General features: G+C 69.1%; 21 protein-coding genes and 1 pseudogene. 13 read left to right on the top strand and 9 right to left on the bottom strand.

The features are described from left to right. The first annotated feature begins 5 nt into the window (after positions 1-5). The 8 genes from ACWCOV_RS20175 (at position 6) to ACWCOV_RS20140 (ending at position 10,256) form a co-directional block, all read left to right on the top strand. Positions 6-1,385 (top strand): hypothetical protein, encoded by a 1,380-nt coding sequence (locus tag ACWCOV_RS20175; RefSeq protein WP_449830802.1) that lies wholly within the window; start codon positions 6-8, stop codon positions 1,383-1,385. Beyond that, positions 1,385-2,197, top strand: coding sequence for a hypothetical protein (locus ACWCOV_RS20170; RefSeq protein WP_449830801.1), 813 nt, complete (start codon positions 1,385-1,387; stop codon positions 2,195-2,197). Before ACWCOV_RS20175 ends, ACWCOV_RS20170 begins: the two co-directional genes overlap by 1 nt. Further along, entirely contained in the window at positions 2,188-2,943 is a 756-nt protein-coding gene (locus ACWCOV_RS20165; protein WP_449830800.1) for a cytidylyltransferase domain-containing protein, read from the top strand. The genes ACWCOV_RS20170 and ACWCOV_RS20165 overlap by 10 nt, the downstream gene beginning before the upstream one ends. Before the next feature lie 38 nt (positions 2,944-2,981). After that, positions 2,982-3,845 (top strand): class I SAM-dependent methyltransferase, encoded by an 864-nt coding sequence (locus ACWCOV_RS20160; RefSeq protein ID WP_449830799.1) that lies wholly within the window; start codon positions 2,982-2,984, stop codon positions 3,843-3,845. A gap of 98 nt (positions 3,846-3,943) precedes the next feature. After that, a complete protein-coding gene (locus ACWCOV_RS20155; RefSeq protein WP_449830798.1) occupies positions 3,944-4,285 on the top strand; it encodes a DUF485 domain-containing protein in 342 nt (113 codons plus the stop codon). Positions 4,286-4,290: 5 nt separating this feature from the next. After that, positions 4,291-5,934 carry a solute symporter family protein gene (locus ACWCOV_RS20150; protein ID WP_449830812.1) on the top strand — a complete coding sequence of 548 codons (1,644 nt, stop codon included), beginning with the start codon at positions 4,291-4,293 and terminating at the stop codon, positions 5,932-5,934. Between the two features lie 164 nt (positions 5,935-6,098). Continuing rightward, positions 6,099-9,704, top strand: coding sequence for a galactose-binding domain-containing protein (locus ACWCOV_RS20145; protein WP_449830797.1), 3,606 nt, complete (start codon positions 6,099-6,101; stop codon positions 9,702-9,704). A gap of 144 nt (positions 9,705-9,848) precedes the next feature. Beyond that, positions 9,849-10,256, top strand: coding sequence for a hypothetical protein (locus ACWCOV_RS20140; RefSeq protein WP_449830796.1), 408 nt, complete (start codon positions 9,849-9,851; stop codon positions 10,254-10,256). An 83-nt stretch (positions 10,257-10,339) separates the two neighbouring features. On the opposite strand, the gene ACWCOV_RS20135 is transcribed toward ACWCOV_RS20140, so the two are convergent. Continuing rightward, positions 10,340-11,404: an ArsR/SmtB family transcription factor gene (locus ACWCOV_RS20135; protein WP_449830795.1), complete on the bottom strand. Its 1,065-nt coding sequence runs from the start codon at positions 11,402-11,404 to the stop codon at positions 10,340-10,342. Between the two features lie 97 nt (positions 11,405-11,501). Between ACWCOV_RS20135 and ACWCOV_RS20130 the strand changes: the two genes are divergently transcribed. After that, complete coding sequence (locus ACWCOV_RS20130; protein ID WP_449830794.1) at positions 11,502-12,416, top strand: superoxide dismutase; 915 nt, start codon at positions 11,502-11,504, stop codon at positions 12,414-12,416. A gap of 28 nt (positions 12,417-12,444) precedes the next feature. On the opposite strand, the gene ACWCOV_RS20125 is transcribed toward ACWCOV_RS20130, so the two are convergent. From ACWCOV_RS20125 to acs, 5 genes and pseudogenes are all read right to left on the bottom strand, one after another. Next, positions 12,445-12,861: a MarR family winged helix-turn-helix transcriptional regulator gene (locus tag ACWCOV_RS20125; RefSeq protein ID WP_360527035.1), complete on the bottom strand. Its 417-nt coding sequence runs from the start codon at positions 12,859-12,861 to the stop codon at positions 12,445-12,447. A 105-nt stretch (positions 12,862-12,966) separates the two neighbouring features. Continuing rightward, positions 12,967-14,016: an asparagine synthetase B family protein gene (locus ACWCOV_RS20120; RefSeq protein ID WP_449830793.1), complete on the bottom strand. Its 1,050-nt coding sequence runs from the start codon at positions 14,014-14,016 to the stop codon at positions 12,967-12,969. Between the two features lie 331 nt (positions 14,017-14,347). Beyond that, positions 14,348-14,725, bottom strand: a pseudogene (locus ACWCOV_RS20115) (asparagine synthase (glutamine-hydrolyzing)); the annotation flags it as partial. Between the two features lie 163 nt (positions 14,726-14,888). Then, positions 14,889-15,329 (bottom strand): hypothetical protein, encoded by a 441-nt coding sequence (locus ACWCOV_RS20110; protein WP_449830792.1) that lies wholly within the window; start codon positions 15,327-15,329, stop codon positions 14,889-14,891. A 559-nt stretch (positions 15,330-15,888) separates the two neighbouring features. Further along, entirely contained in the window at positions 15,889-17,823 is a 1,935-nt protein-coding gene (gene acs / locus ACWCOV_RS20105; RefSeq protein ID WP_449830811.1) for an acetate--CoA ligase, read from the bottom strand. Between the two features lie 248 nt (positions 17,824-18,071). On the opposite strand from acs, the gene ACWCOV_RS20100 reads away from it, so the two are divergent. After that, the gene (locus ACWCOV_RS20100; protein ID WP_449830791.1) at positions 18,072-18,215 is read left to right on the top strand and encodes a hypothetical protein; all 144 of its coding nucleotides are present in this window, start codon (positions 18,072-18,074) and stop codon (positions 18,213-18,215) included. Between the two features lie 22 nt (positions 18,216-18,237). Here ACWCOV_RS20100 and ACWCOV_RS20095 read toward each other — a convergent pair whose 3' ends face one another. Together ACWCOV_RS20095 and ACWCOV_RS20090 are read right to left on the bottom strand one after the other, a co-directional pair. Further along, the gene (locus ACWCOV_RS20095; RefSeq protein ID WP_449830790.1) at positions 18,238-18,684 is read right to left on the bottom strand and encodes a MarR family winged helix-turn-helix transcriptional regulator; all 447 of its coding nucleotides are present in this window, start codon (positions 18,682-18,684) and stop codon (positions 18,238-18,240) included. A gap of 44 nt (positions 18,685-18,728) precedes the next feature. Further along, positions 18,729-19,082 carry a winged helix-turn-helix transcriptional regulator gene (locus ACWCOV_RS20090; RefSeq protein WP_449830789.1) on the bottom strand — a complete coding sequence of 118 codons (354 nt, stop codon included), beginning with the start codon at positions 19,080-19,082 and terminating at the stop codon, positions 18,729-18,731. Between the two features lie 77 nt (positions 19,083-19,159). On the opposite strand from ACWCOV_RS20090, the gene ACWCOV_RS20085 reads away from it, so the two are divergent. Next, positions 19,160-19,756, top strand: coding sequence for an NAD(P)-dependent oxidoreductase (locus ACWCOV_RS20085; protein WP_449830788.1), 597 nt, complete (start codon positions 19,160-19,162; stop codon positions 19,754-19,756). Positions 19,757-19,800: 44 nt separating this feature from the next. Continuing rightward, positions 19,801-20,463, top strand: a complete 663-nt coding sequence (locus ACWCOV_RS20080; RefSeq protein ID WP_449830787.1) for a sugar isomerase domain-containing protein — start codon at positions 19,801-19,803, stop codon at positions 20,461-20,463. 19 nt (positions 20,464-20,482) lie between these two features. Here ACWCOV_RS20080 and ACWCOV_RS20075 read toward each other — a convergent pair whose 3' ends face one another. Then, entirely contained in the window at positions 20,483-21,241 is a 759-nt protein-coding gene (locus ACWCOV_RS20075) for a GntR family transcriptional regulator (protein WP_449830786.1), read from the bottom strand. 208 nt (positions 21,242-21,449) lie between these two features. Here ACWCOV_RS20075 and ACWCOV_RS20070 point away from each other — a divergent pair, with 208 nt between their 5' ends. Continuing rightward, positions 21,450-22,406, top strand: coding sequence for a glutathione S-transferase family protein (locus tag ACWCOV_RS20070; RefSeq protein ID WP_449830785.1), 957 nt, complete (start codon positions 21,450-21,452; stop codon positions 22,404-22,406). The last annotated feature ends 85 nt before the right edge of the window (positions 22,407-22,491 follow it).

Genomic DNA, 22,491 nt, shown 5'->3' with positions numbered 1-22,491 from the left:
TCGATGTGACCCGATCGATTCTGGTCGGCGGTGAGATGCTCAACTGGTCGGATCTGCACCCGGTGGACGCCCGCCCCGCGGCCGCCGGACCGGCCGCCGCGGCGCTGCTCACCGCTGCCCTCCACCCCGGCGACTCCGTGCTGGTCGCCGGGCCGCATGCCCTCGACCTGATCACCGGTATCGCCGACCGGGTGACGTCCGTCGACGTCCTGGTCCGGTCCGCGCCGGACGCGGAGGAGATCGCCGAGCTGCTCGCCGACACCAAGGGCGACGTGCACTGCGGCTCCCTCGACCGCTTCAACACCGACGAGACGTACGACGCCGTCGTCGCGCTGGACGGATTCGAGCGGCTCGTAGGCCCCGACACCGCCACGCTGACCTGGGCGAATGCGCTGACCGCACTGTCGGACCGGCTCGCGCCGCAGGGCCGCCTGCTCCTCGGAGCGACGAACTCCTTCGGTGTCGAGCGTTTGATCCAGCCCGGCATCGCCGCGGCGATCCCGCGCGACGAGGACTGGGGCCGCGATGTCGCCGACAGCGCACCGGCCGGCCTCAAGCCGCTGCAGGCTGCCCTGAGCGCCACAGGCATCACCAAGACCTACGCGGTGTTCCCGTCACTGGTCGAGTCCCAGGTCGCCCTCGAAGCCGTCGAAGGCTTGGCCGCCGTCACCGCCGCCCGGACCGTTGCCGCGCGCAACGCAGGCCCGACGCTGATGGACCCGTATCGGTTCGTGCTCGACGCGGCCGACGCCGGCGTGGCGTTCGAGCTCGCCCCCGCCTGGTACTTCGTCACCGGCGACCTCCCCGCCGTCCTCCCCACCGCCGCCGTCCCCTCCGGTCCCGGTGTGCTGCTCGAGGAGCACCTACTCGCCGCCCTGCGCGTGGACGACCAGGCAGCGCTGCGCCGGATCATCCCCGAATACGTGGCCTGGCTGGACGCCGGTGGCAGCGGCTCGCCGGACAACGTGATTCTCGACGGGTCGTCGTACCGGCTGTTCGGGGCAGCGCAGGAGCTCGACGTCGTCGGGCACCTGGCACGCTTCGCCCGCCGCACGCTGGAGAGTGGCTCGCGGCAACCGTGGCCGGCCGGCGGCACTGTGCATGCGCTGACGGCACGGCTGGCGTCGATGGCCGGAATCACCGTCCCGGAAGAGCTTCCGGAGTCCGCCGAGGTGGTCCGGCCGCTGGGCAGCGCCGAGCAGCTGGCGACGGTCGCGCGACTGTCCGAGGAGCTGGCCGCCTCGAGTGCGCGGGCGATCCTGTTCGAGGGCACGGTCAGCGGCATCCGGCGGTCACTCCCCTACCGGGTCGGTCACGCGGTCCTGAACCCGGCGCGGGTGGTTCGCCGCCGGGTCCGGCGGGTGCTGCGGAAGGTACGGCGCTGATGCACCACGCCAACCACTTCTACGGCCACGCCAACATCATGGCGTCGTACGCCGGGCTCGCGAAGCCGCCGCGGATCTGGGGATACCTCCAGCACGGCTGGAACATCCTGGACGGGTTCGCCCACGGCACCGCGTTCGCTCCGGGGCTGCCGAAGTACGTCTGGTCCGACAGCGTCCGGCGGCGCGGGCACTCGATGGGCCTGCGCAACTACTCGGTGATCGGCTCGGTCTGGCTGTACCTGCTGAAGGTGCACCCCGAGCTGGCGACCCCCGCCAAACGGGCCGAGGGCACCATCTTCTACCCGTTCCACGGCTGGGAGGGCCAGCACGTGCTCGGCGACCACGGCCGAATCGTTGCCTCGATCAACGAGCACGAGACCGGGCCGGTGACGGTCTGCCTGTACTGGAACGAGTACGACAAGCCCGCGATCCGCAACGTCTACAAGGACGCCGGGTTCCGGGTCATCACCCACGGCTACCGGGGGCTGCACTGGCGCCGTACCGACGCCAAGTTCCTGGTCAAGCAACTGCGCGAGCTCCGCAAACATCGGCGCGTCGCCTCCAACCGGCTCAGCTCCGCCGTTCTGTACGGCGCCTCGCTCGGCCTGCAGCCCGGGGTCTACGGTGACCCGATGGTGCTGGAGAACGAACACCCCTCGTTCGGCGGCCAGGCCCGGATCAAGCGGCTCTGGCCCGAGATGGACCAGCCTTTCGTCCCACTCGCGACCGCCCGCGAGTTCACCGACACCGAGCTGGGAGTCGACCACGTCGCCTGCCCGGCCGAGATCCGGGAGATGTTCCGGTGGCCCTGATCAAATCGACAACTGGCCTGAAGATTGCCGTCGTCACGCAGGCGCGGGCGACCAGCACCCGGCTGCCGGCCAAGGTGCTGCTCGAGGCCGGTGGCCGCACCTACCTCGAGCACCACGTCGACCGGTTGCGGCGGACCGGGCTGCCGGTGATCGTGGCAACGACCACGAACGCCGACGACGACCCGATCGTCGCCCTGTCCGAGCGGGCCGGGATCCCGTACTTCCGCGGCAGCGAGGACGACGTACTCAGCCGGTTCGCCGACGCGGCCCGCGAGTACGGGCTGGACGGGGTGGTCCGGGTGACGTCGGACTGCCCGTTGATCGACCCGGAGATCGTTGCCTCCGGCGTCGAACGGTTCCGGGCCGAGGGCGACGAGAGCGTCTACCTGTCGAACTGCCTGGAGCGCACCCATCCGCGCGGGATGGACTACGAGGTGTTCTCCGCGGCCCGGCTGTTCGAGGCGGACGAGCGGGCGACGCTCCAGGTCGACCGCGAGCACGTCACGCCGTACCTGCACCAGAACCGGGCGGGCGACGTCCGGCTGGTGAGCCTGCCGTGGGCCGGCGGCGGCGCGCAGTACCGGCTCACGCTGGACACCGAGGACGACCGGAAGTTGCTCAGCGCCCTGATCGAGGACTTCGCCGCGGACAAGCTGAACTGCGCCGAACTGGTCGCGCTGCTGGACTCCCGACCGGAGCTGGCCACGCTCAACGCACACATCGAGCAGAAGAAGCTCGGCGAGTGACAGCGCAGCAGCCTGCCGCTACGGCATGATTTACGGTGATGACCACCGATGATCCAGCACCCGAGCCGTCGACCGGCCAGGACCCGCCGAACGGCGGCGCCGGCAGCGACGGCGGCCGGGCCATGGACGCGGCCCGGGCCAAGTCGTTCGGCGCCGTCGCGGCCGCGTACGACGCGGCCCGGCCGACGTTTCCCGCCGAGGCGCTGACCTGGATCCTCGGTCCCGGCCGGCTGCAGATCCTGGATCTCGGCGCCGGCACCGGGAAGCTGGCCGCGGTCGCGGCCGGCCTCGGCCACGACGTGGTCGCGGTCGACCCGTCCGAGGAGATGCTCGCGCTGTGCCGTCGCCGGCCGGGTATCGACACGATGGTCGGCGCGGCCGAGTCGATCCCGCTCGCGCACGCCTCGGTCGACGCGGTGATCGTCGGCCAGGCGTTCCACTGGTTCGACCACTCCCGCGCCCTGCCCGAGATCGCCCGGGTGCTGCGGCCGAACGGCGTCCTCGGCCTGCTCTGGAACGACGCCGACCGGGTGGTCCCCTGGGTCCGGCGGCTGGATCGCGCGATCATGGGCGACGACTTCGGCGGCGACCAGTTCGACCCGATGCCCATCCTCCTGCAGTCGGACCTGTTCGCCGGAGTGGAGACGGCCCGGTTCCGGCACTGGCAGGACCTGGATCGCGCCGGGCTGCGGCAACTCGCCCTGTCACACTCCCGGATCGCCATCCTCACCGAGTCCCGCCGCGAGTCCGTGCTCGAGCAGATCGACGCCATCTACGACAACACCGCGCGACCGCCGGAGCCGCTCCGGATGCCGTACTTCACCGGCTGTTACCGCACTCGCCCTAGCGACCTGGCGAACTACCGCCGTACTCTCGACGCCCCGGTGGCACCGCACCTCTGAAATCCGCGCGAAACGTTTTGGTTGCGGTAGGTCACAAATGCCTCACCAGGGGCTAACGTGCACGTGTTTGTGTCGAAGTACGAGGGGAACTCGAACCCATGGACGAGGAAGTGGTACGCGAGCGGGACGCCCGCGCGTATGAGGCCGTACACGAAGCGGCCGACTTCACCGAGCTGAAGCGGCGCTACCGGAACTTCGTCGTGCCGTGGACGATCACGTTCATGGCCTGGTACCTGGCCTACGTCGCCTGCAACAACTGGGCGCGCGACTTCATGGGCCAGCAGGTGGTGGGCCATGTCAACGTCGCGCTGATCTTCGGCCTGCTGCAGTTCGTCTCCACGTTCGTGATCGCCGCCCTGTACGGCCGGTTCGCGAACCGGAAGCTGGATCCGCTCGCCAGCGGGCTGAACGCCAAGTACAAGAGGGAGCGCCGCCGGTGAACGTCTTGACCATTCCCGCGCTGGTCCCACTTGCCGACGCAGAGCCGGGCAACCGGGCACTGACCATCTCGCTGTTCACCGCGGTCGTCGCCGTGACGCTCTACATCACCTGGTGGGCGTCCCGGCAGAACAAGAGCGCCGCCGACTACTACGCCGGCGGCCGGTCCTTCAGCGGCGCCCAGAACGGCTTCGCGGTCGCCGGCGACTACATGTCGGCGGCGTCCTTCCTCGGCATCTCCGGCTCGATCGCCCTCTACGGGTACGACGGCTTCCTCTACTCGATCGGGTTCCTGGTGGCCTGGCTGGTGGCGCTGCTGCTGATCGCCGAACTGCTGCGGAACTCGGGCCGGTTCACCATGGCCGACCAGCTCGCGTTCCGGATGAAGCAGAAGCCGGTCCGGACCGCCGCCGCGACGTCCACGATCGTGGTGTCGATCTTTTATCTGCTGGCCCAGATGGTCGGCGCCGGCGCGCTGGTCGCGCTGCTGCTCGGGGTGAAGAGCGAGGGCATCAAGGCCGGCGTGATCGTCCTGGTCGGCGCGCTGATGATCATCTACGTGACGGTCGGCGGGATGAAGGGCACAACCTGGGTGCAGATCGTCAAGGCCGTCCTGCTGATGTCCGGCACGATCGTGATCACGTTCCTGGTGCTGCTGAAGTTCGACTTCAACATCTCCCGGCTGCTCGGCGCCGCGGCGGACAAGTCAGGCAAGGGCGAGGCGTTCCTGCAGCCCGGACTGCTCTACGGCAAGGACCTGGTCGGCCAGATCGACTTCCTGTCCCTCGGCCTCGCCCTGGTCCTCGGTACGGCGGGCCTGCCGCACATCCTGATCCGCTTCTACACCGTGCCGGACTCGCGGTCCGCGCGCCGCTCGGTGCAGTGGGCGATCGGCCTGATCGGCGCGTTCTACCTGATGACGCTGGCGCTCGGGTTCGGCGCGGCCGCGCTGCTGGACACCGCCAAGGGGTCCGCGGTCGAGACGTCGAAGGGCAACGTGGCGTCGCCGCTGCTGGCCGAGTCCGTCGGCGGTGGCGCCGACTCGCTCGGCGGCTCGATCCTGCTCGCGCTGATCGCGGCGGTCGCCTTCGCGACCATCCTCGCGGTGGTCGCCGGACTGACCCTGACGTCGGCCTCGTCGTTCGCGCACGACCTGTACGCCAACGTGATCGCCAAGGAGAAGCCGTCCGAGAAGGACGAGTTGCGGGTGGCCCGGATCGCAGCCCTCGTCATCGGCGCGGTCGCGATCGGGCTGGCGATCCCGGCGCAGCGGCTGAACATCGCGTTCCTGGTCGCGCTGGCCTTCGCGGTCGCCGCATCGGCGAACCTGCCGGCGTTGCTGTTCAACCTGTTCTGGAAGCGGTTCAACACCTCCGGCGCGGTCTGGAGCATCTACGGCGGTCTGGTGTCGGCCGTCGTACTGGTCATCTTCTCGCCGGTCGTGTCGGGGTCGCCCACCTCGATGATCACCGGGACCGACTTCTCCTGGTTCCCGCTGTCGAACCCGGGCATCGTGTCGATCCCGCTCGGCTTCCTGTTCGGGGTGCTCGGCACGTACCTCGGCAAGGACCGGTCCAGCGAAGACCGCTACAACGAGCTGTCCGTCCGCGCCCTCACCGGCGCCGGCGCGGAAGGCCCAGCCAAGCACTGACAGCCCCTGGTGGGTCCAGGGTTCGGCAACCAAGCGTCGCGAGCCGTTGACGCTGGGTTTGGCATGCCGTAACAATGAGGCAGCCTCGCGCAAGAATCTGGCAAGTCACCGCAAGTTTTGAACGTGCGCGTCGGCCACTCTCACCCGCCCACCCAGGAGAGGCCATGAGACTTCCGCAGTCCCGACTTTCAGCGAGACGGCTGCTCGCCGCTGCGCTGGCCGCCGGTCTAGCGCTGTCGGCCGGTCCGCTCGTCCGCGAGACACCGGCGGACTCCGCGACGGCCGCCGTTCAGGCCGGACCCAACCTCGCCGCCGGCAAGAGCGCGTCGGCCAGCAGCGTCACCCAGACCTACATCGCGTCGAACGTGACCGACGGCAACCAGGGCACCTACTGGGAGAGCGCGAACAACGCCTTCCCGCAGTGGGTGCAGGTGGACCTCGGCTCGACGGTCGCCACCAACCAGGTCGTGCTGAAGCTGCCGACCGCGAACTGGGGCGCTCGCACCCAGACCCTCGCCGTCCAGGGCAGCACCGACGGGCAGAACTTCACCGACCTCTCCGCGTCCGCGGCCCGCGCGTTCAACCCGCCGGGCAACTCCGTGACGATCGACTACGGCACCGCGACCACGCGGTACGTGCGGATCCGGATCACCGCGAACACCGGCTGGCCGGCCGGGCAGCTGTCCGAGCTCGAGGTCTACGGACCGGCGACCGGCGACACCCAGGCTCCCACCGCCCCGGGCAGCCTGGCCTTCACCGAGCCCGCCGCCGGCCAGATCCGGCTGACCTGGACCGCCTCGACCGACAATGTCGGCGTCACCGGGTACGACGTCTACGCCAACGGCGAACTGCGGACCAGCCTGGCCGGCAGCGTCCTCACCTACACCGACAACCAGCCGGCCAGCGTGCCGGTCTCGTACTTCGTCCGCGCGAAAGATGCTGCTGGCAACCAATCGGCGAACAGCAACACGGTGACCCGGGGCGGCAGCTCCGGTCCCGGCAGCAACCTCGCCCTCGGCAAGCCGATCACCGCGTCCGGGTCCGTGCACACCTTCGTCGCGACCAACGCCAACGACGACAACGTGACGACGTACTGGGAGGGCAACGCCAACCCGGCGACGCTCACGACTTCGCTCGGCGCGAACGCGGATCTGAGCTCGGTCGTGATCCGGCTGAACCCGGACCCGGTGTGGGGCGCTCGGACGCAGACGTTCTCGGTCCTCGGCCGCGAGCAGGGGTCGTCGGCGTTCACGACGATCGTGCCGGGTGCGCCGTACAACTTCGCTCCGGGCAGTGGGAACAGTGTGACGATCCCGGTCAGTGCGCGGGTGGCCGACGTACGGCTGAACTTCACCGCGAACACCGGCGCGCCGGCCGGACAGGTCGCCGAGTTCCAGGTGATGGGCGTGCCGGCGCCGAACCCGGATCTCACGCTGTCCAACGTGTCCTGGACGCCCACCTCGCCGGTGGAGACCGATGCGATCACCGTGCGGGCGACGGTCGGCAACTCCGGTACGGCGGGGTCCGCGGCGACCGAGGTGAACTTCTACCTCGGCCAGACCAAGGTGGGTACAGCGGCCGTCGGCGCCCTCGCGGCCGGAGCGTCGGCCACGGTCAGCGCCTCGATCGGCACTCGGGATGCCGGAAGCTACGCGTTGAGCGCGAAGGTCGACGAGTCGAACACGGTCATCGAGCAGAACGACGCGAACAACACCGCGAACGCGTCCAGTCCGCTGGTCGTCACCCCAGTCGCAAGCTCCGACCTGGTGGCGGCAGCGGTCAACTGGACGCCGAACAACCCGTCGGCCGGGAACAGTGTCGCCTTCTCGGTCGCTGTGAAGAACCAGGGCAGTGTGGCGTCGGCGTCCGGCGCACATGGCATCACGCTGACGATCCTGAACGGCAGCACTACTGTCGCGACGCTCACCGGGTCCTACAACGGCGCGATCGCAGCCGGGGCGACGACGCCGGCCGTTGCGCTGGGCAACTGGACTGCGGCCAACGGCCGGTACTCCGTCCGCGTCGTACTCGCCGACGACGCCAACGAGTTGCCGGTGAAGCGGGCGAACAACACCAGTGAGCGGCCGTTCTTCGTGGGGCGTGGGGCGAACATGCCGTACGACCACCTGGAGGCCGAGGACGCGTCCATCGGCGGCGGCGCGGTCGTGGTCGGGCCGAACCGGGCCATCGGCGATCTCGCCGGTGAAGCGTCCGACCGGCGAGCGGTCACGCTGAACTCGAACGGCTCGTTCGTCGAGTTCACCACCCGGGCGCGGACCAACACGCTCGTCACCCGGTTCTCCATCCCGGACTCGGCCGGTGGCGGCGGGATCAACTCGACCGTCAACGTGTACGTGAACGGCGCCTTCCACAAGGCGTTGCCGCTGACCTCGCGGTACGCCTGGCTGTACGGCGCGGAGGCGAGCCCGAACAACTCGCCCGGCTCCGGACCGGCCCGGCATATCTACGACGAAGCTCAGTTGATGCTCGACGCCAGCTACCCAGCAGGTACGAAGATCAGGCTGCAGAAGGATCCGGCGAACAGCACGACGTACACGGTTGACTTCATCGACACCGAGGAGGTCGCGCCGGCCGCCAACCCGGGCACGGGATACGTGACGCCGGCCGGGTTCACGCACCAGGACGTGCAGAACGCGCTCGACCAGGTGCGGCAGAACAGCGCGCTGCAGGGTGTGTACCTGCCGCCGGGCGACTACCAGACGTCGTCCAAGTTCCAGGTGTACGGGAAGGCGGTCCGGGTGGTCGGGGCCGGTCCCTGGTACACGCGGTTCCACGCGCCTGCTGGGCAGGACAACACCGACGTCGGGTTCCGCAGCGAGGCGTCGGCGAACGGGTCGACGTTCACCGGGTTCGCGTACTTCGGCAACTACACATCCAGGATCGACGGGCCCGGGAAGGTGTTCGACTTCGCGAACACCGCGAACATGACCATCGACAACATCTGGGTCGAGCACATGGTCTGCCTGTACTGGGGCGCCAACACCGACTCCTCGACGATCAAGAACTCGCGGATCCGGAACATGTTTGCCGACGGCATCAACATGACGAACGGGTCGGCCGGCAACCTGGTCAGCAACAACGACGCCCGGGCCACCGGCGACGACAGCTTCGCGCTCTTCAACGCCACCGACTCCGGCGGCGGCGAGGTCCGCGACAACGTGTTCGAGAACCTGACCGCGACGCTGACGTGGCGGGCGGCCGGGTTCGCGGTGTACGGCGGGACGAACAACGTGTTCCGCAACCTGTACGCCGCGGACATGCTCACCTATCCCGGGGTGACGATCTCGTCGCTCGACTTCGGAATCCCGATGAACGGTTTCGGCGCGACCCCGCCGACGCGGTTCGAGAATGTCAGCCTGGTACGCGCGGGCGGGCATTTCTGGGGCAACCAGACATTCCCCGCGTTGTGGATCTACTCGGCCACGAAGATCTTCCAGGGAATCCGGGTCAATGATCTGGACATCGTCGATCCGACGTACTCCGGAATCATGTTCCAAACCGACTACGTGGGCGGGCAGCCGCTGTTCCCGGTGGCGGACACGATCTTCACCAACACCACCATCTCAGGAGCCCAGAAGTCCGGCGACGCCTTCGACGCCAAGTCCGGCTACGGCATCTGGGCCAACGAACTGCCCGAACCAGGCGAAGGCCCCGCCCGAGGCACCGCCACCTTCACCAACCTGACCCTCACCAACAACCACACCAACATCCACAACCCCACCACAACTTTCACCCTCACCCAGAACTGACCCACCCAGGAGCCGCCGAGACCCGCTCTCGGCGGCTCCTATTCAGGCGCAATCTCTGCGTCCTTTGCAATCTGCCCCAAGCTGCCCCGAGATGCCCCGGTGTTACAGCCGTTGCCCCGCCTATCCACGTGTAAAGGTCAAACCTTGCTGCTACCCGGCCAGGAGCGGCTCCACTTCAGCCACGAGAACCGCGCACGCCGACGGCAGATCCTGGACGTCATCCAGTCCTTCCATCTGCTGGTGGATCTCTACCGCGCCGACACGGAATCTCTGCCCGACCGACGTCGCTGCCTGGAAGCCATCGTTCGGGATACCGCGGCAACCGCCGAGCGGCTCGTGATCGAGCGCGACGAGTCGGTGATGGACCATGATCGCGACGTTCTCCGAGCTGCAACTCGTCGCCACGGATGCCACGAGACGCTTCGGTGGGACCTGTTCGTCCCGAAGGCAGATCCACTGCTGTGGGTACCCGATGCCGTCGTGTGGAGCTGGGTCCGCGGCGGCGAATGGCGGCATGCCGTCCAGGCATTTTGCCAGCTCAGGGAGCTCTGAACGCGCGAAACCCGGCTCACCCACCGTCCGGTAGGCTGCCGGGTCCACTTCCGAGGGACTCGTGTCCCCCGGCAACAAGAACTTTACCCCTCGTCGGCAGTGATTGCTGCTGTTTTCGGGATCTGCCCCAGGTTGCCCTGGGTTGCCCCGAGCAGGAGGTGCCGGGCGGTGGGGGTTTGGGAGTGGAGGGCGGTGCCGTTGGTTCGGTGGGTGGTGATGAGGCCGGCGTTGCGGAGGACTCGGGTGTGGTCTGAGGTGGAGGGGAGGGAGATGCCGGTGCGGCGGGAGAGTTGGGTGGTGGTGGCTGAGTGGGTGAGGGCGCGGAGGACGGTGGCTCGGGTTCGGCCCAGGAGGTCGGCCAGGGCGTCGGTGTCGGGGAGGTCGTCCGTGGGGTGGTCGGCGCAGGGGTAGACGAGGACGGGGCGGCGGTCGGGCGCGTCCAGGGCCAGGCATTCGGCGGTGAGAGGTGACGGGTACAGCTGCAGACCGCGGCCGTTCAGGTGGATGTCGAGGACTGGGCCGGCGGTGAGGCCGTAGGTGGTCAGGATCGGAGTGGACCACTCGATGTCGGGGTGGAGCGACTCCAACAACGCGTCGACCCCGCCGTGCAGCAGCGTGCGCGATCTGAGGGCGAGGTCCGCGGCATACCGCCGTTCCAGTTCGCTCGACGACGGCGCGAGTACCTCGGTGTGGAAGTCGCGTACGGCGTTGCCGAGCGCCCGGCGCGATCCGGCCCGCCCGGCGAGCAGGCCCTGCATGAACTTGTCGACCTCAGCCGGAAGCCACGGCGCCAGCTCGTCGTGAACGACGGAGGCCGGCGTGTTCATCAACGTCTCGACAGCCGGTTCGAGACCAGGCGCCGGCACCTCCGGCGTGAGGAAGTCCGGGAACTGACCGGCCGGAGCGATCAGTTTGAAGAGCGGCCGCATCGAAGGACGGAGCCGCCGGCTCGCCTCGCGCCGCCAGCGCCGTGCGACCGGCGGCACGGCGAGGTCGCCGACGACCCGATCGCCGAGCGCGCGACCGCCCGAGCCCAACGCCCGCCCACGCAGCGCGCGGGCCGCGAGCGCTGCTTCCCACAGCGGCTCCGGGTCGGCCGGAAAAGTCACCCGGCCGAGGTCCTCCGCCGTGAAGTGGATCCGGATCATCCCCCGATTGTGCCCAGTCCAAGGCCACCCCGCCGACCTCTTCGGTTCTGACCGAATCCGGTCGCCGCTCCCACCCCGCAAACCACAGTCTGACCGGATGAAGCTCCTGGCAGCCCTCACGGTCCTCGCCCTCGCCGCGACCACTCAGTCCGCCACCGCCCACGCCGTACCCCAACGCCCCACCGAGTACGTCGTCTCCACCACACCCGGCGAGACGCTCGAAGGCATCGAGGTCACCCGCAACGGCACGATCTACGTGACCAGCGTCGGCACCGGCGCCGTGTACCGCGGCACCACCCGCAACCCACGCCTCCAGCCCTTCCTCTCCGCGGGCAACGACGGCCGGACCTCCGCGACCGGCATCCACGTCGACCGCTGGGGCCGCGTCCTCGTCGCCGGCGCGAGCACCTCCAAGCTCTTTCTGTACGACGCGAGCGGCAAGCTGCTCGCCGTACGCAAGGCCGCGGACGGCTCGTTCCTCAACGACTTCACGTTCGCGGGGGACGCGGTGTACGTCACCGACTCGGCCCACAACCAGATCTGGCGCGCCCCGCTCACCCGCCACGGCTTGGGCGAACTCGAGCCCTGGATCACCCGTGACAAGATCCAGCCCACGCCGTACTTCCTCAACGGCATCGTCACCGACGGCACGACCCTCCTGGTCGGCGAACAGGGTCAGGACGTCACGTACCGCATCGACCTCCGCACGAAGCAGGTCAGCACGCTGGAGGTCACCAACGGCATCCTGTCCGGCGACGGCTACCTGCTCGAGGGGCGCCGCCTGTACGCCGTCTACAACGCCGGCGGAGGCAAGTACGTCGCGAGGCTCGCCGTACTGAGCCGGGACCTGACGAAGGCCACCATCGTCGCCGACTCGGAGCCCGGAGCACCTGGTGCGACCCCGACCACCATCGCCCGCGACCGCGGCCGGCTGCTCTGGGTCAACAGCCAACTGGATGTCGCTCCGGGCATCCCGCCGTACACGGTGTCCGTCGTACCCGGCCTGCGGTAGATGGACGTGGAGGAGCGGAACCGCTGAGTCAGAGGTCGTCGGCGATGCGGGCGAGGACGACGCCGGCCCGGAGAACCAGGTCGCGGTCGGCGTCGTCGAGGCGGCGCAGCAGCTTGCCGAGCTCGTCGGCGGCCTGCCGTCCAGAGGCCTCGACCATCTCGGCGCCGGCCTTCGTCAGCACGACCGCGGTCGCCCGGCCGTCCACCGGGTCCTGCTCGCGCCGGACCAGACCGGCGTCCTCCAGGGCGGCGACCGTCGTGGTCGCGGTCGGCTGCGAGCACGGGACGCGGGTCGCGATCTCGCCGATCCGGATCGGTTGCTCGTCGGCGATCAGCATCAGCGCGAGGAACTGGGTCGGGTGCAGGACCGTGGTGGTACGACTCCGGCGCAGGTGCCGGACGATCCGGTGCATGCTGACCAGGAGTTGCAGAGTCTCGTGTGCCATCGCGATCACCTCCTCCGAAGGAAGCGCCATCCTGGCACACGTCCGACCGATCGCCTAGGTCCGGCCTGCCAAGCAGGCCGGACCAAGGCCTCGGGGCGACGAGCGTCAGGTCAGCTGGAGGTCGGGGTGGTAGAGATCCAGCCAGGTGGCCAGCGACAGCGTCTGTTCCAGGTGCCGGCGAGCACCGGGGCCGGGCGCCCGGGTGAGCGGCTCGACCGCCTGCCGGTCGACCAGCTCGAAGACCGGGTGCCGGTCGGCCAGCAGACCGCGGACCTGCCCGGCGAGCGCCTCGGCGTACGCCGGATCCTGGGTCTGCGGGTACGGCGACTTCTTGCGCTCGGCAACCGATTCCGGCAGCACCTCCCGGGCGGCCGCGCGCAGCAGGCTCTTCTCCTTGCCGTCGAACGTCTTCAGCGACCACGGCGTGTTGTAGACGTACTCGACCAGCCGGTGGTCGCAGAACGGCACCCGGACCTCCAGCCCGACCGCCATGCTCATCCGGTCCTTGCGGTCCAGCAGGATCCGCACCATCCGGGTCAGGTGCAAGTGGCAGATCTTGCGCATCGTCCACTCGTCGTCGGACTCCCCGTCCAGCCGCTCGACCTCGCTGACGGCTTCGGCGTACCGGTCGCGCAGATGACCGCCCAGATCAAGGCGTTTCAGCAACTCCGGGCGCAGTACGCTCGCCGGACCGTCGCCGCGCCGCGACACCAGGTAGGCGATCCACGGGAAGACCGGCCGCGTCCGCACCTCCGGGTCGTGGAACCACAGGTAGCCGCCGAACACCTCGTCGGCCGACTCGCCGGACAGCGCGACCGTGGACTGCTCGCGGATCGCCTTGAACAGCAGGTAGAGCGAGTTGTAGATGTCACCGCCGAGCGGGGCGTCGTTCGCCCGGATCACCTTCCGCCGGAGCTCCGGATCGGTCAGTACGGCGTTGTCCAGCACGATATCCGAGTGCTGCGAGTGCACGAAGTTCGCCACGTCGTGCACGTACGGCGTGTCCGGGGTGGCTCGCAGTTCGTCCGGACGGAAGTTGGCCTCCTGATCGACGAAGTCGACCGCGAAGCTGCGGATCTTGCGGCCCTCCTCGGCCAACTGGCCCGCGGCGAGTGCGGTGATCGCGCTGGAGTCGAGCCCACCGGACAGCAGCACACACCGAGGTACGTCGGCCAACCAGTTGGCGGCGGGTGATGTCGTCCAGGAGTTCCCGCACCCGGGCGACGGACGTGTCCTGGTCGTCGGTGTGCTCCCACGTTTCGAGCCGCCAGTACGTGCTGGTGTGGATCCCGGCACGGTCGACCGTGACGACTGTGCCCGGCTCGACCTCGGACATGCCCGCCCACAGTGACCGCCCTGGCGTCTTCGACACCGTCAGCACCTCACGCAGGCCGTCGATCTCGACCACGGCCGGTACGGCCGGGTTGGCCAGGATCGCCTTTGGCTCGGAGCCGAACAGGACACCGTCGTCGGTCGGGTAGTAGAAGAACGGCTTCACGCCCATCCGGTCGCGGACCATCACCAGGCTCTCGGTCCGCGGATCCCAGATGGCCAGCGCGTACATCCCGTTCAGTTGCTCGGCGAACGCCGTACCCCACTCGACGTAGGCACGCAGCACGACCTCGGTGTCCGAGTCGGTGGTGAACGTATGACCGCGGCGGCGGAGCTCGTCGCGCAGTTCGACGTAGTTGTAGACCTCACCGCTGTAAACCATGCCGAGAGTGACGTCGCGACCGTCGGCGCGGACGTCGGTCGTCATCGGCTGCTCGCCGCCCGGGAGGTCGATGACGGCGAGTCTTCGGTGGCCGAGCGCGACGTACGGCGCGAACCAGGTGCCTCGAGCATCCGGTCCGCGGCACGCCATCGTCTCCGTCATCGCGTCGACGGTTGCCTGCTCAGCCCTCAGGTCGTGCCGGTACGCCACCCATCCCGTGATGCCACACATGGCCGCTCCTCGTCGGAGATACATTCGTTACTGATGTATTTCTGACGATACGTGACGACAACGGACGCATCCGTGACGAATGTCATGTGTGGACGGCGAGAACTCCGAGGGCCAACGCGGTCCCGGTGAGGACGAGCATGGTGCCGGCCAGTTGCACGAGGCGGCGCTGGAGGGTGGGCAGTTCGGCGGCGGTGGCGAAGACCCGGCGCGGCCAGTGGCGCCAGGAGACGTACCAGAAGATCACGCTCGCGACGAGCAGCAGAACGCCTTTCAGTGCGTGGATCCACCAGTGCCCCGGCTCGAGCGCGAGAAGCAGACCGCCGGTGACTGCGATCGCCGCGATCAGGCCGAGCACCTTCCACCGGTTGCCCGAGGCAATCACCGTGGTCAGCGCCTCACGCGCTTCCTCGTCCGGCCCGAAGAACCTCGCCAGCTTCGGCCGCACCACGAACAGCGAGTAGGCCATCCCACCCACCCACGCCGCCGCCAGCCCCGCATGCACGATCGCAACGACAACGGTCATGCCCGGCAGCCTAGATCACCGCCACTGTGCAACCAGACCGTCGACCATGTCCTTGATGTGCAGGGGCGCTGGGCGTGTCAGTGGTGACGGGTGTCGTACGCGGTGCGGAAGCGTCGCGATAGTCGGAGGGGGCGATGCCGACGATCCGGTGGAACGAGCGGCGGAGAGTCTCGGCGGTGCCGAAGCCGTACCGGCGGGCGATGCTCTCGACCGAGTCGTCCCGTTCCGCGGCAGCCCCATGTTCGACCGCACGGGTCCTGGCTCCGACGCCACGATCACACACTCGTACGTCACAACACCAGGCCCCATACCTCCCACCCTGTCCCCGCGATGGCAGGACGTCCACGCCACGCCCCCCACAAATCACGCTATCGTTGCTGAAGGCAATAGAAGACTTGCGGTACGACGGTGCACACTCAGCGTCGGCCCCGGCCGAGAACGTGAGTAGGTGGGGTGGGGTGGGAGCGGGCGTAGCGGGCGCGACGTAGGAGCGGCTGCGTAGCACGCGTGGGAAAGACAACAGGCCCCCGGAAACCCGGGGGCCTGTTACCGAAAACGATCAGTCTTCGTCGGATTTGCCGGACTCCAGGTTGGATTTGATGAGGTCCATGACGGTGGAGTCGGCGAGGGTGGTGACGTCGCCTACCTCGCGGTTCTCGGCGACGTCGCGGAGCAGCCGGCGCATGATCTTGCCGGAGCGGGTCTTGGGGAGCTCGGCGACGACCATGATCTGCCGCGGCTTGGCGATCGGGCCGATTTCCTTGGCGACGTGGTTGCGGAGCTCCTGGACGACGTCCGGTCCGCCGTCGCCGGCCTCCGAGCGGAGGATCACGAAGGCGGCGATCGCCTGGCCCGTGGTCGGGTCGGAGGCGCCGACGACCGCGGCCTCGGCGACCTTCGGGTGCGACACCAGCGCGGACTCGATCTCGGTGGTGGACAGCCGGTGGCCGGACACGTTCATCACGTCGTCGACCCGGCCGAGCAGCCAGAGGTCGCCGTCCTCGTCCTTCTTCGCCCCGTCACCGGCGAAGTACACGCCCGGCCAGCGCGACCAGTAGGTGTCGACGAAGCGCTGGTCGTCGCCCCACAGCGTGCGCAGCATCGCCGGCCACGGCTTGGTGATCACGAGGTACCCGCCGGAGCCGTCCGGCACCGAATTGCCCGCGTCGTCGACGACGTCGACGCTGACGCCCGGGATCGCCTTCATCGCGGCGCCGGGCTTGCCCGCGGTCACGCCAGGCAGCGGCGAGATCATGTGCATGCCGGTCTCGGTCTGCCACCAGGTGTCGACGACCGGCGCGTTGTTGCCGCCGATGTTCTCCCGGTACCAGATGTAGGCCTCCGGGTTGATCGGCTCGCCGACCGACCCGATGACGCGCAGCGAGGACAGGTCGAACTTCGCCGGGATGTCCGCGCCCCACTTCATGAAGGTCCGGATCGCGGTCGGCGCGCAGTACAGGATCGACACCTTGTACTTCTGCACGATCTCCCACCAGCGGCCCTGGTGCGGCGTGTCCGGGGTGCCTTCGTACAGCACGGATGTGGTCGCGTTCGCGAGGGCGCCGTACACGATGTAGCTGTGGCCGGTGACCCAGCCGATGTCGGCCGCGGTCCAGTAGACGTCGGTGTCGGCCTTGAGGTCGAACACGCCCCACTGGGTGTACGCCGTGCCGACGAGGTAGCCGCCGGTGGTGTGCAGGATGCCCTTCGGCTTGCCCGTCGTGCCGGAGGTGTACATCACGTACAGCGGGTGCTCGGCGTCGAACGCCTCCGGGCTGTGCTCGGACGACTGCTTGCCGACGAAGTCGTCCCACCACAGGTCGCGGCCCTCGACGATGTTGGTGTCCTGACCGGTACGGCGGACCACCAGGACGTTCCGTACGTCGGGGCACTCCTCCAGCGCCGCGTCGACGGCCGGCTTCAGCGCGGCCGGGGCGCCACGGCGGTAGCCGCCGTCGGCGGTGATCACGACGCGCGCGTCGCAGTCCTGGATCCGGCCCTTGAGCGCATCCGCGGAGAAGCCGCCGAACACGACGGTGTGCGGGGCGCCGACCCGGGCGCAGGCGAGCATCGCGACCACGGTCTCCGGGATCATCGGCATGTAGATCGCGACCCGGTCGCCGGCCTGGACGCCGAGCTCGAGCAGCGCGTTGGCCGCCTTGCTCACCTCGTCCTTGAGCTGGGCGTAGGTGATCTCGCGGGTGTCGCCGGGCTCACCTTCGAAGTAGTACGCGATCTTGTCGCCGAGGCCGTTCTCGACGTGCCGGTCGACGCAGTTGTACGCCGCGTTCAGCTTGCCGTCGGCGTACCACTTGGCGAACGGCGGGTTGCTCCAGTCCAGCGTCTGGGTCGGCTCGACCGCCCAGGTCAGCCGCTTGGCCTGCTCGGCCCAGAACCCCTCGAAGTCGGCCGCGGCCTGCTCGTAGGCGTCGGCCTTGAGGTTGGCGTTCGCGGCCAGGTCGGCGGGCGGCTCGAACCTGCGCTCCTCGTGCATGAGGTTCGACAAGGCTTCGGATTGGGGTGACTCTGCATTCGTCACGTCGCGGACTCCTCCTCGCTAGCTTCGGCGCGCTGGAGCGCCCGGTCCCCTTTCTACCAATGCGGCCCGCGGCGCGGAACCGCCGTATCGCCCAGCAGCCCCCGTTCTGCGCTCAACAGAGCGGATTTTTGGCCGAACGGCACATTTCCACCGTACGACGGAACCGATCGGGCCGGCCGTGCATCGGTAGAGATGTGAACGCGATGCAGACGGGTCAGCAGCCGGCCGAGACGATGGACCGCTCCCGGCGGAAGATCTCCCGGGCGGCCAAGCGGCGCGTCCACGCCCGCGAGCACCGCGTCCGCCGTACTCAGAAGGCGGCGCGGGCGCAGCTGCCGGTCTGGTGATCCGACCGGCTGCCTGCTGACCTCAGTCGCCGGCCTGGTGGTGGGTCAGGAGGCGGGTGAGGAGGGTGGTCAGGCGGGCCCGGTCGGTTGGGGTGAGCGGGGCGAAGATCTCGTCCTGGGCCTGGGCGACCAGGGTCGCGAGGCGCTTGTGCTGGCGGCGACCCGCGGCCGTGAGGGTGACCACGTTGCGGCGAGCGTCCGTTGGATCCGGTGTGCGGTCGACGTACCCGCCGGCGGTGAGCTCGTTGAGGGCGGCAACCACGTCGCTGCGGTCGATGCCGGTGTGCCGGCTGAGCGTTGCCTGACTGGCCGGGCCGAACTCGACCAGCGTCGCCAGGAGGCGGAAGTGGTATCCCCGGGCGCCGGCCTTCGCGAACGCCTCGCTCACGATCCGGCTCGCATGCGCCGCGCTCTGGGTCAGCAGCCAGCTGGGAGTCTGCATCAGTACGGTCGGCGTCTGCTCGTCCACGACCGGCAGTCTACCGTTGGCGAAACCTACGATTCCGGCCGGTCCTACGCATCGCGGGCGTCCAGGAGCTCGTCCCAGTGGTCGGCCGCCCAGTCGCACATCAGCCGCATCGGCTCGAGCAGGCTGCGGCCGAGGCCGGTGAGCTCGTACGTGACTCGTCGTACCGGTTCGTCGTACTGCGTCCGCCGTACGAAGCCGTCGCGTTCCAGGTTGCGCAGGGTCTGGGTCAGCACCTTGGGTGTCACCCGAGCCAGTGGCACGCGCAGCTCGGAGAACCGGCGCGGACCGTCCTCCAGGCAAACGAGCACCAGGGCAGCCCACTTGTCCGCACCGATCCGGAACGGCAGCAACGACGACGGGCAGATCTCCTCGAACATGTCCGCCCGCAGCGCCTCCATGCCCTGGAGCGTAGTACCCAACTGGTAACCAGGCCTCCTCCTACGGTCGCTGCGTCAGCGAAACCTAGGAGGTTGCAATGGGCAAGATTCTGGTCATCGGCGCCCGCGGGCGAGCCGGCCGGGCCGCCGTCGAGGAGGCCCGCCGCCGCGGCCATCAGGTGACTCCAGTCGCGCGTACGACGGACGGCGGCGCCGACCTGGTCGCGGGCGACGTGACGGACGCCGGCCGGATCGCCGAGCTTGCGGTTGGTCACGATGCCGTCATCGCGGCGGTGTACGACGGTGGCGCCGATCCGGCCGTGTTCTTCCCCAAGGCGGCGCAGGCGTTGATCGACGGGCTGCCGGAGACGCGGCTGATCTGGGTCGGTCTGGCGTCGATCCTGCCTGGTCCGGACGGCGTACCGCTGATGGACAGTGGGGTCTATCCACAGGAGTACCGCCCGTTCTTCCTCGCGCATCAGGCCGCGCTCGACACCTTCGCCGCGTCCTCACTCGACTGGGTCTCGGTCGCCCCTGCCGGCGACTTCAACCACGCCGATCCTCGCCGTACCGGGAGTTACCGCTTCGCACCTGGTGATCCTGGGGCGTTGACGTCGTACGCCGACTTCGCGATCGCGCTCGTGGACGAGTACGAGCGTCCGACGCACCACCGGGTCGCCGTCGGAGTGGTCTAGCCGGATTTCGTGGTCTGAGGGCCGGCGCCGGTAGGTTCGGCGGTATGACCGGGGCTGAGGAGTTCATGCGGCGGGCGTTGGCGATCGCGGAGCGGGCCGCCGCGACGCAGGTCGAGGCGATCAGGCGGGCGGCCGAGTTGGTGGTGGACGCCCGGGTGTTCTGGGTGTTCGGGACCGGGCACAGCCACTTGATCGCGGAAGAGCTGTACGGGCGGGCCGGCGGGTTGGCGGACGTGCGGGCGGTGCTCGAGCCGGGGTTGATGTTGCACGAGGGGTTGCTGAAGAGCTCGTTGCTGGAGCGGTTGCCGGGGTTGGCCGACGTACTGCTGCAGACCAATGACATCGGCGCGGGGGACGTCGTACTGATCGCCTCGAACTCCGGGCGGAACGCCGTACCTGTGGAGTTCGCTGTCGGGGCGCGGGCGAAGGGGGCGAAGGTGATCGCGCTGACGTCGCTCGCGCACAGTACGGCGGTCGGCTCCCGCGCACCCGGCGGCCAACGCCTCTTCGAGGTCGCCGACGTGGTCATCGACAACTGCGGCGAACCCGGCGACGCGCTGATCGAAGTCGAAGGCAGCCCAGAACCAACCGGCGCAACCTCAACCCTCGTCGGCGCCCTCCTGGCCCAGGCCCTGACAGTAGAAATAGTCACCCAGCTGACCACCCGCGGCGACTCCCCCAACGTCCTGCGCAGCCTGAACTTCTAGTACCCGCGCGGGGGAACGGCTACGTGGCGCGGTAGGCGACCGTGATGTCGTAGCGGTCGGAGCGGTAGACGGAGCGGCCGAATTCTATGACTTCGCCGGAGGCGGTGCGGGGGGCTGAGGTGATGATCAGGCAGGGGGTGGCGGAGTCGATCTCGAGGAGTTCGGCGTCGACCGGGTCCGGTGGGGCGGCGACGATGGAGGCGGAGACCATGCCGAGGGTGACGCCCCAGCCGGAGGCGAGCTCCTTGTAGAGGGAGTTCTCGGTGAAGTCGACCTCGTCGAGGCCGGGGTAGCGGTGCAGGGAGAGGGCGGTGCGTTCGACGGCCATCGGATCGCCGTCGGCGGTGCGGAGGCGGATCAGGTGCAGGACCGGGGTGCCGACCGGCTCCTCGAGTTCGCGGGCGAGGTCCTCGTCGGCGGTGCCGACCCGGTGCTCGAGGACCTTGGCGCCGGGCTTGATGCCGCGGTTGATCATGTCCTGGCTGAACGACGAGGCCAGCATCCGCGACGGCCGCGGTTCGGCGACGAAGGTGCCGCCACCGGGGCGGCGGGCGGCCAGGCCCTCGGCGACGACCCGGTCCACCTCCTGCCGGACCGTCATCCGGGCCACACCGAAGCGCTCGGCGAGGACGCGCTCGGACGGCAGCACGGTGCCGACGGCCAGCGAGCGGGTGAGCTTCTCCAGAATCTCGCGGATCTGGTCACCCTTGGGCCGATCGGTCCGAAGCTCCGTGGGGAGTTCGGCGAGGTCGCCGGGGTTGTTCCTTGGGCGGGCCATGAGGTCAGTATCCCTGGGAATGTGCCCGGCAAACCGGTTGCCGGGGGACGCGAGCCGGGGCGTTGCTCCTGATCGTTCGGTTGTGCCGGCCGGCCGCGACACCGCTGGCGCGGACGACCTTGTCAGCCAGACTGTAACGTCCGGCGCGGTCGCACTGCTAGTGACGGGGCGGCGTGGGCGATTCCCGCAAGTGGGTACTTTGAAGGTCATGAGCCCTGCACAGTTCGTGAAGGAAAGCGCACCGAGCGGTGAATGGAAGCGGCAGGGCAACAGGTTCACCGACCGGATCACCCGCGATTCCGCCGCCCGGCCGGGCGAGGGTCCGGACGAGCGCGGCCGCTGGCCGGTCGAGGCCGGGCGGTACCGGCTGGTGGTCAGCCTGGCCTGCCCGTGGGCGCACCGGGCGGTGATCGTCCGCAAGCTGCTCGGCCTGGAGGACGCGATCAGCCTGGCGGTCGTCGACCCGGTCCGGGACGAGCGCGGCTGGCGGTTCACCCTGGACCCGGACGACCGCGACCCGGTGCTCGGCATCGAGTTCCTGTCGAACGCGTACCTGCGCACCGATCCGTCGTACGACGGCCGCGTGACGGTGCCCGCGATCGTCGACACCGTGACCGGGCTGGTGGTGACCAACGACTACCCGCAGATCACGCTGGACCTCTCGACGGAGTGGACCGAGTTCCACCGCCCGGACGCGCCCAGCCTGATCCCGGACGACCGCGCCGGGCTGGACCGGCTGATCGACGAGATCTACCGCGACGTGAACAACGGCGTCTACCGGTGCGGGTTCGCGACCACGCAGGAGGCGTACGAGGCGGCGTACGACGCTCTGTTCGAGCGGCTCGACGTCCTCGAGGAGCGGCTGGCGGACCGCGAGTACCTGCTCGGCGACGCGCTGACCGAGGTCGACATCCGGTTGTTCACCACGCTGGTCCGCTTCGACGCGGTGTACCACGGCCACTTCAAGTGCAACCGCAACAAGCTCACCGAGTTCCCGAACCTGTGGTCGTACGCGCGCCGCCTCTTCCAGCGCCCGGGGTTCGGTGAGACCGTCGACTTCGACCAGATCAAACGGCACTACTACCTCACCCACGACAGCATCAACCCGAACCGCATCGTCCCCAAGGGCCCCGATCCGAAGGCGTGGGCGGCTTCGACCCGTTAGAATCGTGTGCGCCGCCCGCCGGGTGGCGAAGGTGTGCCGGGAAGACTGGTCGGCGTCGTCCGAACGACCCCGATCGAAGGGCCGC

This window comes from Kribbella sp. NPDC002412, assembly GCF_053592935.1.
The sequence above is the reverse complement of the archived record's forward strand: the minus strand, read 5'-3'. Positions and strand labels throughout refer to the sequence as shown.

Coding starts and splice junctions, on each gene's coding strand:
- ACWCOV_RS20130 (WP_449830794.1), top strand. CDS start 11,502: ATGAAGCTCCTGGCAGCCCTCACGGTCCTCGCCCTCGCCGCGACCACT.
- ACWCOV_RS20085 (WP_449830788.1), top strand. CDS start 19,160: ATGGGCAAGATTCTGGTCATCGGCGCCCGCGGGCGAGCCGGCCGGGCC.
- ACWCOV_RS20080 (WP_449830787.1), top strand. CDS start 19,801: ATGACCGGGGCTGAGGAGTTCATGCGGCGGGCGTTGGCGATCGCGGAG.
- ACWCOV_RS20135 (WP_449830795.1), bottom strand. CDS start 11,404: ATGATCCGGATCCACTTCACGGCGGAGGACCTCGGCCGGGTGACTTTT.
- ACWCOV_RS20110 (WP_449830792.1), bottom strand. CDS start 15,329: ATGACCGTTGTCGTTGCGATCGTGCATGCGGGGCTGGCGGCGGCGTGG.
- ACWCOV_RS20075 (WP_449830786.1), bottom strand. CDS start 21,241: ATGGCCCGCCCAAGGAACAACCCCGGCGACCTCGCCGAACTCCCCACG.
- ACWCOV_RS20070 (WP_449830785.1), top strand. CDS start 21,450: ATGAGCCCTGCACAGTTCGTGAAGGAAAGCGCACCGAGCGGTGAATGG.
- ACWCOV_RS20090 (WP_449830789.1), bottom strand. CDS start 19,082: ATGGAGGCGCTGCGGGCGGACATGTTCGAGGAGATCTGCCCGTCGTCG.
- acs (WP_449830811.1), bottom strand. CDS start 17,823: ATGCACGAGGAGCGCAGGTTCGAGCCGCCCGCCGACCTGGCCGCGAAC.
- ACWCOV_RS20125 (WP_360527035.1), bottom strand. CDS start 12,861: ATGGCACACGAGACTCTGCAACTCCTGGTCAGCATGCACCGGATCGTC.
- ACWCOV_RS20155 (WP_449830798.1), top strand. CDS start 3,944: ATGGACGAGGAAGTGGTACGCGAGCGGGACGCCCGCGCGTATGAGGCC.
- ACWCOV_RS20170 (WP_449830801.1), top strand. CDS start 1,385: ATGCACCACGCCAACCACTTCTACGGCCACGCCAACATCATGGCGTCG.
- ACWCOV_RS20100 (WP_449830791.1), top strand. CDS start 18,072: ATGCAGACGGGTCAGCAGCCGGCCGAGACGATGGACCGCTCCCGGCGG.
- ACWCOV_RS20160 (WP_449830799.1), top strand. CDS start 2,982: ATGACCACCGATGATCCAGCACCCGAGCCGTCGACCGGCCAGGACCCG.
- ACWCOV_RS20145 (WP_449830797.1), top strand. CDS start 6,099: ATGAGACTTCCGCAGTCCCGACTTTCAGCGAGACGGCTGCTCGCCGCT.